At 58.9% G+C, this 16,791-nt stretch carries 10 protein-coding genes; 5 read left to right on the top strand and 5 right to left on the bottom strand.

Going from position 1 to position 16,791, the window contains the following annotated elements:
- Positions 1-123: 123 nt before the first annotated feature.
- Positions 124-801: a PspA/IM30 family protein gene (locus tag Enr13x_RS28410; protein WP_145390241.1), complete on the bottom strand. Its 678-nt coding sequence runs from the start codon at positions 799-801 to the stop codon at positions 124-126.
- A 431-nt stretch (positions 802-1,232) separates the two neighbouring features.
- Between Enr13x_RS28410 and Enr13x_RS28415 the strand changes: the two genes are divergently transcribed.
- The gene (locus tag Enr13x_RS28415) at positions 1,233-2,132 is read left to right on the top strand and encodes an ATP-binding response regulator (RefSeq protein ID WP_197455414.1); all 900 of its coding nucleotides are present in this window, start codon (positions 1,233-1,235) and stop codon (positions 2,130-2,132) included.
- A gap of 382 nt (positions 2,133-2,514) precedes the next feature.
- Here the strand turns inward: Enr13x_RS28415 and Enr13x_RS28420 are convergent, their stop codons facing one another.
- On the bottom strand, positions 2,515-7,368 hold the full coding sequence (locus Enr13x_RS28420; protein ID WP_145390243.1) for a S8 family serine peptidase: 4,854 nt from the start codon (positions 7,366-7,368) through the stop codon (positions 2,515-2,517).
- A gap of 656 nt (positions 7,369-8,024) precedes the next feature.
- Between Enr13x_RS28420 and Enr13x_RS28425 the strand changes: the two genes are divergently transcribed.
- From Enr13x_RS28425 to Enr13x_RS28435, 3 genes are all read left to right on the top strand, one after another.
- The gene (locus tag Enr13x_RS28425; RefSeq protein WP_231743833.1) at positions 8,025-9,467 is read left to right on the top strand and encodes an SDR family oxidoreductase; all 1,443 of its coding nucleotides are present in this window, start codon (positions 8,025-8,027) and stop codon (positions 9,465-9,467) included.
- 62 nt (positions 9,468-9,529) lie between these two features.
- Positions 9,530-10,198, top strand: coding sequence for a 3-keto-disaccharide hydrolase (locus Enr13x_RS28430; RefSeq protein WP_197455415.1), 669 nt, complete (start codon positions 9,530-9,532; stop codon positions 10,196-10,198).
- A 450-nt stretch (positions 10,199-10,648) separates the two neighbouring features.
- On the top strand, positions 10,649-11,767 hold the full coding sequence (locus Enr13x_RS28435; RefSeq protein WP_231743834.1) for a hypothetical protein: 1,119 nt from the start codon (positions 10,649-10,651) through the stop codon (positions 11,765-11,767).
- A gap of 52 nt (positions 11,768-11,819) precedes the next feature.
- On the opposite strand, the gene Enr13x_RS28440 is transcribed toward Enr13x_RS28435, so the two are convergent.
- On the bottom strand, positions 11,820-12,719 hold the full coding sequence (locus Enr13x_RS28440; RefSeq protein WP_145390246.1) for an alpha/beta hydrolase: 900 nt from the start codon (positions 12,717-12,719) through the stop codon (positions 11,820-11,822).
- A 312-nt stretch (positions 12,720-13,031) separates the two neighbouring features.
- On the opposite strand from Enr13x_RS28440, the gene Enr13x_RS28445 reads away from it, so the two are divergent.
- Complete coding sequence (locus tag Enr13x_RS28445; RefSeq protein ID WP_145390247.1) at positions 13,032-13,601, top strand: hypothetical protein; 570 nt, start codon at positions 13,032-13,034, stop codon at positions 13,599-13,601.
- Positions 13,602-14,670: 1,069 nt separating this feature from the next.
- Here the strand turns inward: Enr13x_RS28445 and Enr13x_RS28450 are convergent.
- Together Enr13x_RS28450 and Enr13x_RS28455 are read right to left on the bottom strand one after the other, a co-directional pair.
- The gene (locus Enr13x_RS28450) at positions 14,671-15,243 is read right to left on the bottom strand and encodes an ankyrin repeat domain-containing protein (protein ID WP_390621011.1); all 573 of its coding nucleotides are present in this window, start codon (positions 15,241-15,243) and stop codon (positions 14,671-14,673) included.
- Between the two features lie 36 nt (positions 15,244-15,279).
- Complete coding sequence (locus Enr13x_RS28455) at positions 15,280-15,867, bottom strand: hypothetical protein (RefSeq protein ID WP_145390248.1); 588 nt, start codon at positions 15,865-15,867, stop codon at positions 15,280-15,282.
- Positions 15,868-16,791 lie beyond the last annotated feature (924 nt).

Here is a 16,791-nt window from a genome sequence, read left to right on the forward strand (position 1 = left end):
GCTCGCGCCCTGCCGCTAACACGAAACACTCCGTTGGTGGCATGGGACGCCAGCCGACGTGCCCCCATCATTCGGCCCCCCCATCATTCTGCCATCCTTCCCAAATTCCGATTGATTCTCCGCTCAACCAGAATTTGTTTTCGCTTCCTGCTTCAGGGCCGCCAGTTCCAGTTCGACCTCCGCATCACGCTGGGCCTGTTCGACATCGCGATCCAGATCGGACGACAAATCGGACAGCTCTGCATAGGCCGCCGCTTCCGCTTCCATGCCTTCGATCTTGCGTTCCATGCGGTCGAATTTGTCAAAGCTGCGTTGGACACGATTCATCGAAGGTGCAACGCCCTGGACTTCGCGCGACGCCTCGGCCGCCATCTGGCGAGCGATCAGACTGTCGCGACGGCGAACCGCTTCCTCCAGTTTTTCTTCGATGCGTCGCAAGTCCGACTTGAGCGCGTCGCTGGTCCGGCGGGCCGCTTCCCATTGAGGCTGCAAGCTGGCGGCGATCTGATCGTATTCCTTTTTCCTAGCCAAACACTTCCGCGCCAGATCTTCGTCGTCACGACCAACGGCCGCTCCGGCTTTCCCACGCCACTGCTCCGCCAGACCGCGATTCTTCTCTAGATTCGCCTCCAGTTGCTTTTCACCGGCAATCGCCTTGGCCACACCCTCTCGTGCGACGGCGATTTGTTCTTCCATTTCAAAGATCAACATCTTGACCATCTTTTCGGGGTCTTCTGCCCGATCCAGCATGTCGCTGACGTTGGCATTGATGATGTCTGACACTCTCGAGAAAAAGCTCATCGTCAGGCTCCTGCGAATTTGGGAAACAGGGAAGCCGGCATTCACAGACGCTTCGTTCCTGGCTGCATTGCAGAGACTAAGTCACGTCGCCGGACTGATCCGGGGAAGCGTCGTGATCCCCGTGACACGCGTCCCCTTCACCTACACCAGAGTCTTCCGGAGAAATCGTGTTGCGCACCGAATGGCGATTTTTTTGAAGTCGGTTTCGACTGGCTCGTATTGGTGGCGGGTTGACGACGGGTCCGATGTGACGATTTCGCCCCAAAACCAATAGTGTGCGAATGGCCAGTCCTGTGGCGACCTCCCCCGGAACTGTGGAATGCACCCTTTTTTCGTGCTTTTGTTGCGGCCATCCACTAGCATAGATCGTTACCGGCGTGGTTCCGGGCAATCGTCACGGAGACCGTTCCCTCGACATGCAGGTGTATTCAATGACCACGATATTGATCGTCGACGACTCTCCGGTCGACAGGTACTTCACGCGCGACCTGATTGCGGATCAGCCAGGCTTTCAAATCATCTTTGCCGAACACGGTCTCGACGCGTTGCAGCAGATGCGTCAATCGGCTCCCGACCTGGTCATCACCGATCTGGTCATGCCCGAAATGGATGGATTGGAATTGGTGCGGGCTTCGCGCCGCGAGTTTCCCGAGATTCCCGTGGTGCTGATGACTGCCTACGGGAATGAATCGTTGGCGGTCGACGCCTTGTACGAGGGCGCGGCCAGCTATGTCCCCAAGTCCAAACGCGTGGAACGACTGGTGGAAACCGTCTACCGCGTGCTGGCCCGTGCCCGCGCCAACCGCAATCGCAACCGGTCGACCAAGTTTTATGGCAAGGTCGAAGCAACGTTCTATCTGGAGAACGATCCCGACAAGATCCCCGCGCTGTTGGATTACGTTCAGCAGATCATTGGCGGTCTGGAACTGAGCGACGAGACCGAGCACATCCGTGTCGGCGTGGCTCTCGAAGAAGCGCTACTCCACTCGATCTGGCACGGCAACCTGGAATTGACCAGTGACGAACTCGATCGCAGTCGCGCCGCCGGCTGGGAAGGGCTCAAGGAACTGATTTCCCAACGTCGTTCCGAGTCGCCCTATCGTGATCGACAGATCGTGCTGGAAGTCCATGTCACCAACAGCACGGCGCGGTTCGTCATTCGTGACGGCGGGATCGGCAACCAACGGCTCTCCGCCCGCACCTTCACACGCGAAGACTATTTCGGGACCGGAGACGGAATCGGAATCGCGCTGATGAGCACGCTGATGGACAAGGTCACCTACAACGAAGCCGGGAACGAGTTGACACTGATCAAGGTCAGCCAGAATTAACAGTGAGTCGCGTTGGGGAGATCGATTGTCTAACGGCAGTGTTTGGCAACCCATCAGACTCTCTCCCTCTGGGAGAGACGGCGTTTGCGCAGCAAGCAAACGCCAGAGAGGGCTCACGCTGCAAAACTCTTGGCACCTTCCGCTACGATCAAATCCGTCACTTTGCGACTTGTTCCCAGGCTCCGCCAGGAACAAGCGAATGTGACGAGGCATTAGCGGAAGGGCGCAAGCCCTCCGGTTCCGCAACTGCGCCAAGACACCGGAGGGCTCGCGCCCTGCCGTTAAAATCATTCACGGCATAGGGCTCCGCCGGGGTACAAATCGCGACATCTACCGCTAGACGGACCAGTAGGCGATCGGCATGCACAGCATGCCCATCTGCCTACTCTCCCTTCAAACGCACCGCATCGATTTCTTCATAACTTGACGAATGCGTCGTATCGATCGTGATACGAATCGCGTCGACGCGATAACTGGTCAGCGGCCACGACACATCGTAGTCCACCGGCGTGCCAGGCTGGCTGGGATCGGGACCGATCGGCATCACGTGAAATTGTCCGCTGACCGCATCCCGGACTTCCACCCCGCGCACGAATCCGTTGCCAAACGTTTCGCGAATGACCGCGCCGGAGGAGTAGACCGGAATGTCAAACCCGACGGTCAGGGTTTGATCACCACTATTTGCGTAACGCGGTGCCCACGCGGTTCTGGCGTCGCCATAGTCGAACGTGTTCGGTTCGCCCAACGCATCGGCGGCTGACCATCCGAAGGGGCTGTACTGGGAACTGAAGTCGATCACGGTCGAGGCGTATTGCCAGAGTTCCACCGTAAACGACGAGGAAAACACGTCGTCCACCGATTCGCCGCCGACGCCGTTTGCATTTTGATCCATCTCGTTTCCAGCCACATCGCGAATTTCCGGCCGGATCGAATAAGCATAGACGCCGAAGTCGGTTTGTGTCGCGAACCGGATTTGGTAGGTGTCTTCGCTCAGCTGGACGACCTCCTCGACCGCCAACGCTCCACCGGGACCGGACAGGCCGACGACATCGTCCGAAGTGAAACTGTTGGGATCGATCGGTTCATTGAACGTGACCTCGATACGGTCGATCGGCCCGGAATGCGTTGCGTCGGGAACCGTTGCGACGATCCGGGGGCCGCTGGTATCGGGTGCGACGATGCCACGCAGACGCACCGCATCGATTTCCTCGTACGAGAATGAATGGCTGGTATCGATCGTGATCCGCAACGCGTCGACGTTGTAGGTCGTCATCGGCCATGAAACCACGTAGTCGACTGGCGTTCCCGGCTGGCTGTCATCGGTTTCGGTCGACACGATGTGGAATGTGCCGGTATCGCTGTCACGGGCTTCCACCGTTCGCACAAATCCGTTGCCGTAGGTTTCGCGAATGATCGCGCCGATCGCCAACACGGGAGTGTCGAACGCGACGGTCAGTGTTTCGGTCGTCCCGTTGACCGAACCCGGGGCCCACGCGGTGCGTTGATCGGCGTAGACAAACGTGTCCGGCGGTCCAAGGGTTTGTGCCGCGGACCACGACGTCGCACTATACTGCGAACTGAAATCGACGACGGCACTCGCGTCTTGCCAAAGCTCCAGGTCGAACGACAGTTCAAACATGTCGGTGAAAGGATCGCCGGAAACACCGTCGCCGTTTTGATCCATCGCGTTGCCTGCCAGGTCGACGACATCGGGACCGACGGCCAACGAATACGTTCCCCAATCGGTCTGCGTTGCGAAACGGACCCGATAAACCGTCTCGGAAACAGTTTCGATCGAGTCGATCGTGATCGGGCCGCCTGGGCCATCAAACGATGCGATGTCGTCCAGCGACAGACTCTCCCCGACGATCGGTTCGTTAAACGTCAATTCCACATGATCCACCGGTCCGGGATGCCCGGCGTCGGGCAACCAGGCGACCACGCGTGGGCCAGACGTATCCGGTGGCACAATGCCCCGCAATCGCACCGAATCAATTTCTTCATACGACAACGAGTGATCCGTATCGACGGTGATTCGAACCGCGTCGACCAGGTAGTCGGTCATCGGCCACGACACGTTGTAATCCACCGGCGTGCCCGCTTGGCTGTCATCCTGGGCAGTCGAAACCAAATGGAACACGCCGCTGTCGGCATCACGGGCATGCACCGCCGTGACAAAACCGTTGCCGAAGGTTTCGCGAATGATCACGCCGGTCGATTGAACAGGCGTTTCGAATCCGACGGTCAGCGTTTCGCTGGTCCCATTGATGGTCCGCGGCGCCCAAGCCTGCCGCGAGTCACCGTAGACCAACGTGTCAGATTCCCCGAGTGCTTGTTCGGCCGACCACGACGTCGGACTGTACTGAGAACTAAAATCGACAACCGACTCGGCAAACTGCCACAGTTCGACCGTGAATTGGACGGCGTAGGCATCCTCCAACGGTTCTCCATCGATCGCATCCTGGTCTTGGTTCATCGGCCGCCCTTCCAGGTCCAGCACATCGGGTCCGATCAACAGCGAGTAATCGCCGAATGTGGTCTGTGGCGGGAAGGTGATTTCGTACCGTGTGCTGGTCAGTCGATTGACCGCAGTGGCCTGGATCGCGCCGTCGGGGCCAACAAAGCTGGACACGTCGTCGAGCGTGAAAGAACCGTCCTGAATCGGCTCGTCGAACGTCAGTTCGACACGGCTGACCGGACCGTTGACGCTGCCCTGGAGCGTCGATGCGAGGATCCGAGCACCGTCGGCGTCTGGAACCGTCACACCGCGCAGTTGAACCGCATCGATCTCCTCGTACGCGTTCTGGTTGTGATCGGTGTCGATCGTGATCCGCACGGCGTCGACCGGATAGTTGGTTTGCGGCCACGTCACCAGGAAATCAAAAGGGACGTTGGCCAAACTGTTGTCTTGTGGCTCAGCCACCGTGACGAACGCTCCGGTCGTCGCATTGCGGGCTTCGACTTGCCGGACGAATCCATTTCCAAACGTTTCCCGAATCACGACGCCGCTGGCCAGCAAGGGTTCTGCAAATCCGACCGTCAAAAACTCCTCGGTCCCGTTCTCCGATCGCGGCGCCCAAGCCGTTTGCAAATCACCGTAGCTGAACGTATCCGGCGCCCCGAGTGCTTGGGCAGCTGACCAGGCCGTGGTCGTGTACTGGGAACTGAACTCGATCACTCGGTCCGCGTACAACCATTTTTGCAGCGTGAATTCAACGTCATACCGATCGTCGTCCGTTTCGCCACCGATGCCGTCCTGATCCTGATCGAACAAGTTCCCGGCCGGATCAGTGATCGCGCCGCCGATTGTCAGTCGATACGTTCCCAGCACATCCTGCGTCGGAAAAACGACGTCGAACTCGGTATCCGAAACCGACTCGATCGCGGAAACACTGATCGGTCCGGCCGGTCCGACGAACTCGCTGATCCGATCAATCCCGAACGAATCAACGGCGATCGGTTCGTCAAACGTGATCCGCACCCGGCTGACCGGAACATTGACGGCGCCTTCGGGCGAGGCGGCGACGACAAACGGTCCGACGGTGTCGGGCACGATCGTAAAGCCGCCGATGAATCGGTCTGCCGTCGCTTCGCCGTTGATTCCGTTCCCGTTTTGGTCCATCGCATTGCCGAACGGATCAGCGATTTCCGGCCCCAAGGTGATCACGTAGTCGCCGAGTGCGGTTTGCGGTTGAAAAGCGATCTCAAACTCTCGCCCGGCGGTACTCGCAACAGGCTGCACTCCGCTGACCACGATCGATCCCAGCGGCCCTTGGAAATCCACCACGTCATCGGTCGTAAAGGAATCGACGTCGATGCGTTCGTCAAAGGTGATGCGAAGTCGATCTTGCACCTTCATCACCTCGCCGGCGGGGACGTTTGCCACGACGACCGGTCCGTCGGAATCGAGTGCCACCGCCGTGGCGACGTTCAATCGTCCGCCCGTCGTCGTTCGTGACTCCAGGGCGGGGATCGGATCAACCGTATCCAGAATGCGATCACGAATCTTCTCTGACGGCCAATCGGGATGCTGACTTCGCAGCAACGCGACGGCACCGGCGACATGGGGCGTCGCCATCGAGGTTCCGTTGAACGTGCTGTACGTGTTGTTTCGAGTCGTGCTGTAGATGCCCACGCCGGGCGCCCCCAGGTCGACCTGGGTGGCGCCATAGTTGGAGAATGTCGCCAATTGATCGTCGTGATCGGTCGCCGCAACCGCGATCAGATTGTCATGGGGAAAGTTCGCGGGGTAAAAGGGCCGCACCTCGTTGTCGTCGCCGACTTGGTCGCCGCCGCCGTTGCCCGCCGCCGCGACCACGATGTGATCGGCCGCCCGCGCGTACTCGATCGCGTCGGCGAGTGCCTGAGACGCGTTGCCGTTGAATCCCCAACTGTGGTTCGAGATCGTGGCACCGTTGTCGACCGCATATTGGATGGCGCTAACCGCGGCGGCCGTCGATCCGCCTCCGGAGGCGTTCAAAAATTTGACGGCCATGATTCGCACGTTCCAACTGACGCCGACCACGCCGATCCCGTTGTTTGCCACCGCGCCAATCGTGCCGGCCACGTGTGTCCCGTGATTGTGGTCGTCCATCGGGTCCCCATCGCCGGAAACAAAGTCGAACCCATGAACGTCGTCGATAAAGCCGTTGCCGTCATTGTCGATCCCGTCACCGGCGATTTCACCCGGGTTGGACCACATGTTCGCGGCTAAATCCGGATGCAGATAATCGACTCCGGTATCGATCACCGCGACGACCGTGCTCGCGTCGCCCGTCGTGATCTCCCACGCTTCGCTTCCATCGATGTCGGCGTCCGCGGTGCCACCGGTTTGTCCATCATTGTGCAGCCCCCACAGACTGCCAAAATCCGGATCATTGGGGACCGCCGAGAGATGAATCTGGTAGTTGGGTTCGGCATAGATCACGCCGGGATGATGTCGATAAAACTCGAGCGACTGGTCGACATCAAGCCCCTGCGGTAACCCGACCTGCTTGAGCCCCGGCAACGACGAAAACTCGGTGATCGGGTCGCTTGACGAAGTCGCCGCACCGGCGTGAAACCGCACGAGCACGCTGGTGCTGTCAAACGCATTGGAGTCGATGTCCAGCACAGGTGACGGGGCCCCCAGGGCGGCGTCCAACAGACAACGCGTCTCCAAGACTTCGAGACGTCCGGCGCGGCGGCGCCGCCAACGTTCTGCCATTGGTTTGCGGCGTCGTTTGAGTGATCCCATGGCGGACAACCTCGCTGAGCAAAACGAAAACAAAAGTGCCCCACATCAACGAGTCTAGTCGCTACCGATTTGCGTCTCAGTGCTTCCCAACGACTCTGCTGAGTTTGGCAAAACTTTCGTATTGCAGAAGCGGCGGACCATCGGTCGACCGTGCGGGCTGCGGCAAGCAGCCGTACGCGCCATCCTGCCCAGACGAAATCAGGCCGTAGCAGTCAACGCCGAGTAGCATTTTCCCACTGTGTTTCTTGAGGTGTTAGCGGAACGGCGCGAGCGGGCCGTCGATTTAGTGAGCCGCGACGCGTAAGCGGCCGGGCACTGCGACGAAAGCCCGAGGCCTTACGGCCAGCGGCTCACCATTAACTCCGCAGAACCCGACTAAAACGACAGCCCGCGAGCCGTCCGGTTGCGTTTCAAAAACTCCGTGAAAGACCGGAGGGCTCGCGCCCTGCCGCTAAAAAATGCGTCACAGCGATGCCGTTCGGGGTCAGCCTGACGTTCCGCCAGACTTACGGGCAGATCATTTCGGCGACTCACCAAGTCCTCCTTCGCGCCCAAACGGCCACTTCCTTCTCGTCTACGATACTCCCAGTTCATCGCTCCGTGCCGTTTTAAACCACTTTGCCCTTCGCCGCAGAAATCTTATGGATATGCCACCGTTGACGATTCTTGTGTGTGGGGCGACCGGTTACGTGGGCGGCCGGCTGGTGCGGTTGCTCTTGGACGAGGGCCACACCGTGCGTTGTCTGGTCCGTAATAAGGAGAAACTGACCAAATTCAGTTGGCGAGATCGCCCGCGATTGCAGGTGCTCGAAGGCGACCTGCAAGACCCGGAAGCGGTCAAGGCGGCGGTCGTCGACATCGACGTGGCGTATTACCTGGTGCATTCCATGATCGCCGCCAGCGACAAATACGCACAGCGCGATCGTGAATTGGCCGAAAACTTCGTTGCGGCAATCGATCAATCGCCGTGTCGCCAGATCGTCTACCTGGGAGGCCTCGGTGAACTCGGTCCCGATCTCAGTCACCACCTGAGAAGCCGTCGCGAGGTGGCCGAGATTTTGCAAACCAGCACGGTGCCCGTCACCGTGCTGCGGGCCGCGATGATCATCGGGTCGGGTTCGGCATCGTTCGAAATCCTGCGGTACCTGGTCGAACGGCTGCCGATCATGGTGACGCCGAAATGGGTCAACACGGAGACTCAGCCGATCGCGATTCGTGACGTGTTGCGGTACTCGGTGGAGTGCATCGGCGTCCCAGAGACACGTGGGCGAACGATCGATATCGGCGGATTAGACGTGATGACGTATCGTGAACTGATGCAAGCGATGGCCAAGGCGATCGGGCTGCCGCGACGCATCATCGTGCCCGTGCCCGTGTTGACGCCGCGACTGAGTTCGCTGTGGATTTCGTTGGTCACGCCCGTCAGCAGCGCGATCGGACGCCCACTTGCCGAAGGACTTCGCAACCGCACGGTGTGCCGTAACGATGTGGCCAAACAATTGATGCCGGGAACGCTGCTGAATGTGCCACAAGCACTCGACGCCGCGCTGGGCAAAATTGAAACTCACGACATCGAAACCCGTTGGTCGACCGCCGGCGTGATGCCGGGCGATCCCGATTGGGCCGGCGGGACCACCAAGCTCGATGAGCGTTCGATCACCGTCGACGCCTCTCCGGAACAAACGTTTCGCGTGATCGAAAGAATCGGAGGCGGTCACGGATACTGGGGCGCCGGCTGGCTATGGCGGGTGCGTGGCTGGATGGATCAACTGGTCGGGGGCCCGGGGCTGCGGCGCGGACGTCGCCACCCGGACGACCTCCATTTCGGCGAAGCGGTCGATTTTTGGCGGGTCACGGCTCACCAATCCAACCGGCGACTGCGATTGAGGGCGGAAATGAAACTGCCCGGTGACGCCGAACTCGATTTCCAACTCACTCCGGCGGAAAACGATTCCACGGTCGTCACGATGACCGCCAGGTTTCGCCCCAGTGGCTTGCTCGGGTTGGCCTACTGGTACAGCGTTCTCCCGCTGCACGGACTGGTCTTTCCCGTCATGCTGCGCGGGATCAAACGCGACGCCGAATCGAACTCGGTATGATGGTGGGGGCTCCATCCCTGTCCATCACCCGATTTCCCCCCCACCCCCACGAGGCCGCCGCAATGCTTCTGCGATCCGCTACCTTTGTTCTTTTGATGCTCTCCGCCCTCTCCCTTTCGGCCGGCGATTGGGTGTCCTTGATCGGCACCGATTCACTCGACGGCTGGACGAAAGTCGGTGGGGAGGCGAGTTACAGTTTGAGCGATGGCGTGATCACCGGCAAAACCGGGCCGGGAAAAAACACGTTCTTGACCAAGGGGCCGTACGGGGATTTCGAGTTGGAATTTGAGGTCAAGTGCGACCAAGAACTCAATTCCGGAGTGCAAATTCGCAGCCATCTTTATCCCAAACCGACGCCTCAAGAATCAAAACCCGATCGCATCCGCGAACAGGGTGAAATGTACGGCTACCAATGCGAGATCACCGGGAAAACGAATGGAGCCAACGGCTGTTCGGGGAATTTCTGGGACGAAGGCCGACGGACGAAGTGGCTGGATGAAACCGTCAACGCGGAAGAAAAGCAAGCCGTTTACAAGCCCGGTCAGTGGAATCAATTTCGCATCGTCGCCAAAGGTGATCGGATCCAAAGCTTCGTCAACGGCGTTCCCGTCGCCGACTTCACCGACGACCGCGACGCGGAAGGCGTGATCGGTCTGCAAGTCCACTCGATCAAGAAAGGCACCGGCCCCTACCAGGTTTCCTGGCGCAACATCCGACTACGTGAGCTGTAGGCAAACCGGCTCGGGAGTGCCGACGGCCCGCGGAAAAATAAGTGGGATAGGCTTCCAGCCTGTCGATGCTGAAATGACGAGCCTGGAAGCCTGTCCCACCTTAAGAGATCTGACCCTTCTATTCCGCTCGTTGCGATATCAACAGCCCGCGAGCCGCCCGGTTCAAGATTGAAAAACCGGAGGGCTCGCGTGCCCGACCGCTAACACAAGACACCCAGCGTAGATGGAACTGGGAACGGGTGCCCGAGCCTCAAACGTGCCGCTACGTCACAGACTGTCGACGTTTGGCCTGGAATTGAATTTCAATTCATGCGGGTTTCACCGCTGACACCATCAAACTGTAGGATTTGGGGACTTGATAAGCCCTCCAGTTTTTGCTGTCGCCTGAACGGGTGTGCGTTTTCCGAAGAGAAAAGACAATCGACGGAACTTTTCTCACGGACGCGAACCATGATTCATTCACTCATCCCCCCATTCATTCGGCCCAAATTCGTCGCACTCGTACTGGGACTGGCCGCCGCCGCAACCGGCTCGCCTTCCCATGCCGATGCCGGCGGGCTTGGTTTGTTCAACCATTCCGCCTGTGACGCCGGATGTGTCACGGCACCCTGCGACGCAGACGCCTGTGGCAGTGCTTGCGGCGACCCGCTGTGTTGCGACGCGGCCGACGGCAGCGGACTGGGTTGCGACGGATGTGTCAGCTGTGTTTCCAGCTGCTGTGACCCGGGACTGCTGGGCGGCCTGATCAAACCGAGTGACCGATGCTTTGACGACTTCGTCAGCCCGATGATCAACTTCGTTCACTTCGAAGACCCAAGAACCGTCACCGAAATCCGTCCGATCTTCGTCAATCACTGGGTTCCAGATCGGATCGGAAACAACATTCCCGCCGGCGGATCGATTCAATTGCTCGCCATGCAATTCCGCATCGCGCTGACCGAACGACTGAGCTTGATCGGGACCAAGGACGGTTACATTTGGGACAACACCAACGGAGCGTTGGACACGCTGTTGGATGACGGCTGGGCTTCGGTCACGGCAGGTTTGAAATACAACGTTCTGCGCGACACACAAAGCGGCACGATCGCTTCGATCGGGGGCACGTATGAATTGCCAATCGGCAGCAGCGATGCGTTGCAAGACGTCGGCGATGGCGAGTTCCATTTGTTCGCCACCGGTGGTCAACGGCTGATGTGCGGCAAGGCCCACCTGATGTCGGCCTTCGGCTGGCGTGTTCCCAGCGACGGGTTCCTGCAGTCAGAATCGATCCATTGGTCCAACCACTTCGACCTCAAGCTGACCGAGAAAACTTACTTCGTGACGGAGGTCGCGTGGTGGCACTGGATCGACAGCGCCGAAGGCGGCGCGGCGCTGGGTGTTGCCGGACAAGACTTGTTCAATCTCTCCACCAGCGACGTGACCGGCAACGATCTGGTCACGCAAAACGTCGGCTTGAAATTCAAACCCAACGCCAAGACGGAATGGGGCATCGCATACGAATTCCCGCTGACCGAATTCAAAGACGTGATCGAAGGCCGGCTGCAAACCGAGTTGATCGTTCGATACTAAGTCGCCAACCGGGTTGTTCTTGTTAGCGGTAGGGCGCGAGCCCTCCGGTGCCTCATCGTTTCCCAAACACCCCGGGGCTCGCCGGAGCCTCGCGATCACCGCGCAGGTACTCGTCGAAGAAACCGACGATCCGTTCTCGGTACTGGATCGGATCCTTTCGGAACAGATCCACGTGCTCCGCCCCATCGACCAACCAAAGCCGTTTCGGTTCTGGTGCGGCGGAAAACATCGCTTGCGTTTCTGACGCCGTCGTGTGCCGGTCTTCCGATCCCGAAGCGACGCAAACCGGGCATCCGACGCCGGGGAGATGGTCGATCGGCCGAAGCTCCTGCGGCGAAAAACCCAAGCGGGGTTGAAACTGCAGCAGCAGCATCGACGCGGGAATCGACGCAAGCGGGCCAAGCTTGGCGGCGACACGATTGTGGATGGCGTCGTGGATGTTCGGATAGACGGATTCGAGCACGAGTGCGTCGATCTGCAACGGCGACGCGAGTAAAGCCGCCGCCCCTCCCAACGAAACACCGATCACGCCGATCGGTTCCCCCGGGTGTTCGCGTCGTGCGAATTCAACCGCGGCACGGACATCGTGCTGCTCAAGGTATCCAATGGTGATGGTGTCTCCGGGGCTCTCGCCGTGTGCCTGGAAATCGATCATCACCGTCGCATACCCCGCGTCATGAAGCATTCGCGCACGTTCCAACATCGACAAACGCGAACCATGGATGCCGTGCAGCAAGACGATCACTCCGTTGCCGGAGTGGGGCTGCGTCTGCCAGCCCGAGACCACTGACCCAGACTCGCTGTTCACGGTAAAACTGGTCGCGTTCAGTTCGCGTGGCGGATCGCCGATCACACGAGGACTCGGCGCGACCAGAGCGCCGGCGACAAACCACGACGCGATCAAGCCCGCCATGATCGAACACGACGTGGCGATCATCGCCCGGCGGATCATTCGTCTTCGTCGTCTGAGTGGCCCCAAGGTGCCGATTCCCTCGTCCAGCAGAACTTCGTTCGTCAGCGTTCATGATAAACAAATCCGCTGCCCCGGAGCGGTGATTTGGCAAAATCTGTCGCAGAGGACTCGCAGAAGACGGATCCCCACCAATCTGTCGCAGAACGGTTGCCAACGGGTCTTGACATGGGGGTCCGCCACACGCAATCTAGGAAGTGGTGGTGATCGACAGTGCGTCGCCACTGCAATCCTGGTCACGCGCATTGCAAACCTGTACAGGCGCAGAGTTCAACAACATCATAGGCAAGTATCATGGCAACGGATCGTTTGGCATTCATCCCTTGGAACGAATCCCAGGCCGGGAACTTCAAGACTGAATATGAAATCAACCAGGCGAATCGCGGCACGAGCCATCACAAGCGAAAATGGTCCATCGTCTATCTCGATAGCCCGGGCAAGCCTCTCGCTGACATCGGCTTCGGCTTTGGCACACGAATTTGCGTAGCCGGCCATGGTAACATCGGCTGGGATTCGATCGCCGCCGATCACGGCACCGGTGGCGCCAACCGCAGCTACACCGAAGTGGTGGAGCTGATGTTCCAAAAGGGCTTGAAGAAACGCTACGTCGGCACCATCGCCTGCGACGTCTGCTACAGCGCACTGGGCTCACCGCCCTTCGCCAAACTGCTGGCTCGAGAACTATGGAAGAGCGGCGTCAAAGCCAGCTGTGTGCTCGGCTACAAAGCCTCCATGTATGCCCAGTACTACAACTGGTCCGGCGGCAAATACACGCACCGCGTGGTCGACAGCCAAGACAAAGACGGCAATGCCATCAAGGTCAAAACGAAGGACATGCAGGAGCGGTTCTACGGCTGGACCTAAACAGTCACTCCATCCTGTAGTCGCTCCATCCTGCATGCGCTCGGTTCCGCCTCTGCGCAGCGTCTCTTCCCGACGTGGCGTAGCGCCTCGTGGACGTGTAGTGAACGACACGACGCAAACGGGGAATCCTGTCGTTATCCCCAAGGGATCACAACGAGTAGTCGGAGGTCAGCGCAGCGCCACCTCCGGGCAACGCCCTTAACCCTCCCCTCGACCCCGGATGGGGTCGCAGCGAATCCCGGCACCCCGCCGTGTTCAGCCTCCCGCTCAATGGCCCCCCAAATTCCGACCTGAAAATCGGTAACGATCACTGTCCGCAAGCCGTTTTTCCGCCCCACAGAACGCAGCAGTAAGGTAGGAAAATTTTGGGTAGGAAAACGGATGCCCGAAAAACGACACACCCGGCAAACACCTCGCTCTCTTTTCCTACCCAAAATATTCCTACCTCCATCTCCAGCCGATGCTTCATCCGCGCTTCGTCATCAGAACCCCCGCTCCTCCTCGCGTTGAGGAAGTTGGCAAGCACGCCACCGTGACCTCTCGCAATGACGCACCACAAAACGCCGGGTCACGTCGAACGATCTGCCGCTCCGAACACCGTCCGCTTCTGAAGTCTCTTGCACGCAGCTTATCAGCGTCGCAGTGCTGACCGCGTTTTGATCTCATTGGTGCACCTCAAACATCCCAAGGCGCTCGACTCCCAAGCAACGGCGCATCGTGCGTTCGATCGGATTCGTCTCTTAGTCAAAGAAAAACACCCTCGACCACACGACGCGAGTGACGGGGGAGTCATGCGCCGTTGAATCACACGATGGGCCACAAGAGATCAAGACGCTTGTCGCACCAAAACGCAGACGACCAACGGCCAGTGGATCCAAGATGCGGGCGTTAGCCTTACCGCCCGGACTCCCACGCTGTCCTCACCCCACCGCGACCGCACGTCAACCGTCGAAGCGGAAAGCAATTCAATTCAGTTCAACGACGGTCGTCACCGGGCACGGAGAGACGACTTTCCACCTGCAAAACCTCGCAAGCCGTGCTCCGTGTGCACGGCATTGTTGCACTTTTTTCAGGTTGACGCCTTCGACGTCAGCGCTCCGTGTTGCCGCAATATACTTGCGACGGCATCATTTTCGTTGTCGATCGCTTCATCCAACGGCGTTCGCTGCTGATTTGTTCGCCGGTTGATGTCTGCACCATTGCGGATCAGTATTTCAGTGGTTTTTTCATACGCGTCCGGATCGCGTTTGCCCTGGGTTGCCCCACCCATCGCGACCGCGTGAAGCGCCGTTGTTCCGACAATGGCATCTTGATTGACGTCGGCACCGCGCTTCAGCAGTAGCTCAACGGCTTCGGCGCTACCAGCGTCAGCGCCCCACGAGAGAGGAGTCAGCCACCAATCACTTGCCGAGTCGTTCACATTTGCGCCTCGTTCGATGAGACGTTGACAGACTTCCGTGGCATTCCGATGCGCGGCCCAATGAAGCGGTGTAGCGCCGTGAAGTTGTCCCAATCGATCGGAGTGCTCCCTGGCCAGTGCTGGAGACGCTTTCAGCATTTCCAACGCTTCCGTGGTCCGATGGTCACGAATGAGTTCAATCAAGGTGTCGACATCTGGCATTGTCGTGTCGAACGTTTTCAAGGTGTGCATTCCAACGTTGCTGCAAAACGGTACCGATCAGCGGGCCGGGAGTATTGATTTTCCATTTGTGAAATCTTGCAAGCCCGGCTCCGTTGCAACCGATAGTACTGCCTCTTCGTTGGTGACGTTAACATGGACACCAAGAATGTCGAGCTGTTCATCAAGCAGCGGTTGCATATAGTGGGCATATTCGGGCATGCGTTCCATGGTATCACGTAAACCGCGCACGTGGCCAACTGCTTCCGCAACGCCGATGGGCGTGTTGTCAAAAAACGACCATTGCCAAGTGCAGCTACCGACACGTGCGGATGCAACACGACCGTCAACCGTCACGATCGTTTGATGATCGTAGCTGCGCTCAGGTGTGAAGCCATAGACAACGCAGCGTCCGTAGCTCTCGGACCACTGTGGTGACGCAATTGCGAGCATTTCTTGCGTCGTAGCTCCAGCGGTCAAAGTCTCTTCCGCAAGCGCGACAACGATCGGATCATCCACGGATTGCATCGCACGATAGTCGTGAAAGTCATCAACCGATCGAATCCCGATTGAACCACAGTAGATCACTAGCGCAATCACAGAAGCGACTGTAAGCAACGCGATAGTCTGTAGCGTGCGAACGAGCATTGGTCTGATGGTAGAACGAATCGCGATCGATCCGCGCATGTGGAGGCAGGCGATAGATCGTGCGCCAGAACTTTGCCGCCCCTCGGGTGGCCGGTCACAGGACCTGATTAGAGCGGATCCTGTCAGACGGTGCCAGTTTCTCAGGCCCAGGCGACGACGAGCTGGGTGGCGGAAGCACGGTCCGGTTCGGACTACGGCTCCTTTGCACTGACTTGTCCACTTATCAGGTACCAGTCGTGCCAGGTGCGAAAAACCTCCCCCCATCGCGGCCTCCCAGCTATCCCGGAGGGATCACAGCGAGTAGCCGGAGGTCAGCGCAGCGCCACCTCCGGACCACGCCCCACAGAACGCAGCAGGAAGGTAGGAAAATTTCGGGTAGGAAAACGGATGCCCGAAAAACGACACACCCGGCAAACACACGGCTCTCTTTTCCTACCCCAAATCTTCCTACCTCCATCTCCAGCCGATGCAACACCCGCACTTCACCATCAGAACCCCCGCTCCTCTTCGCCTTGAGGAAGCTGGCGATAGCCTGACGACCTCAGCCCACCGCGACCGCACATCAGCCGCCGAAGCGGTAAGCAATTCGATTAAGTTCAATGGCACGGATCACGCGGTCGCCGCGAGTGATCATCCACTTCAATGTCCACGACTCGGCGAATCGTCGTGCATGGCACGGTTCATCCGATTCCTACCGGCTTGTCTCAACGATGGAGCCGAGAATGAGAAACGTAGTTGCCACCATGTCGACAAGCGTTTCAAGTCCGTTCCCTCGCCGCAATCGTCGTTTTTCATTTTGCTGTGCGGTTACTGTCAAATCAAACCTCTTTGGGGCGAACGTCGGCCGTCACCGGGCGGCGACACAAGATTGTCAATTTGAACTCACCTGACTTCGCCGCTCCGGTTCACGGCAGTACCCTGCGA

It is taken from the genome of Stieleria neptunia, assembly GCF_007754155.1.
Taxonomy (GTDB): domain Bacteria; phylum Planctomycetota; class Planctomycetia; order Pirellulales; family Pirellulaceae; genus Stieleria; species Stieleria neptunia.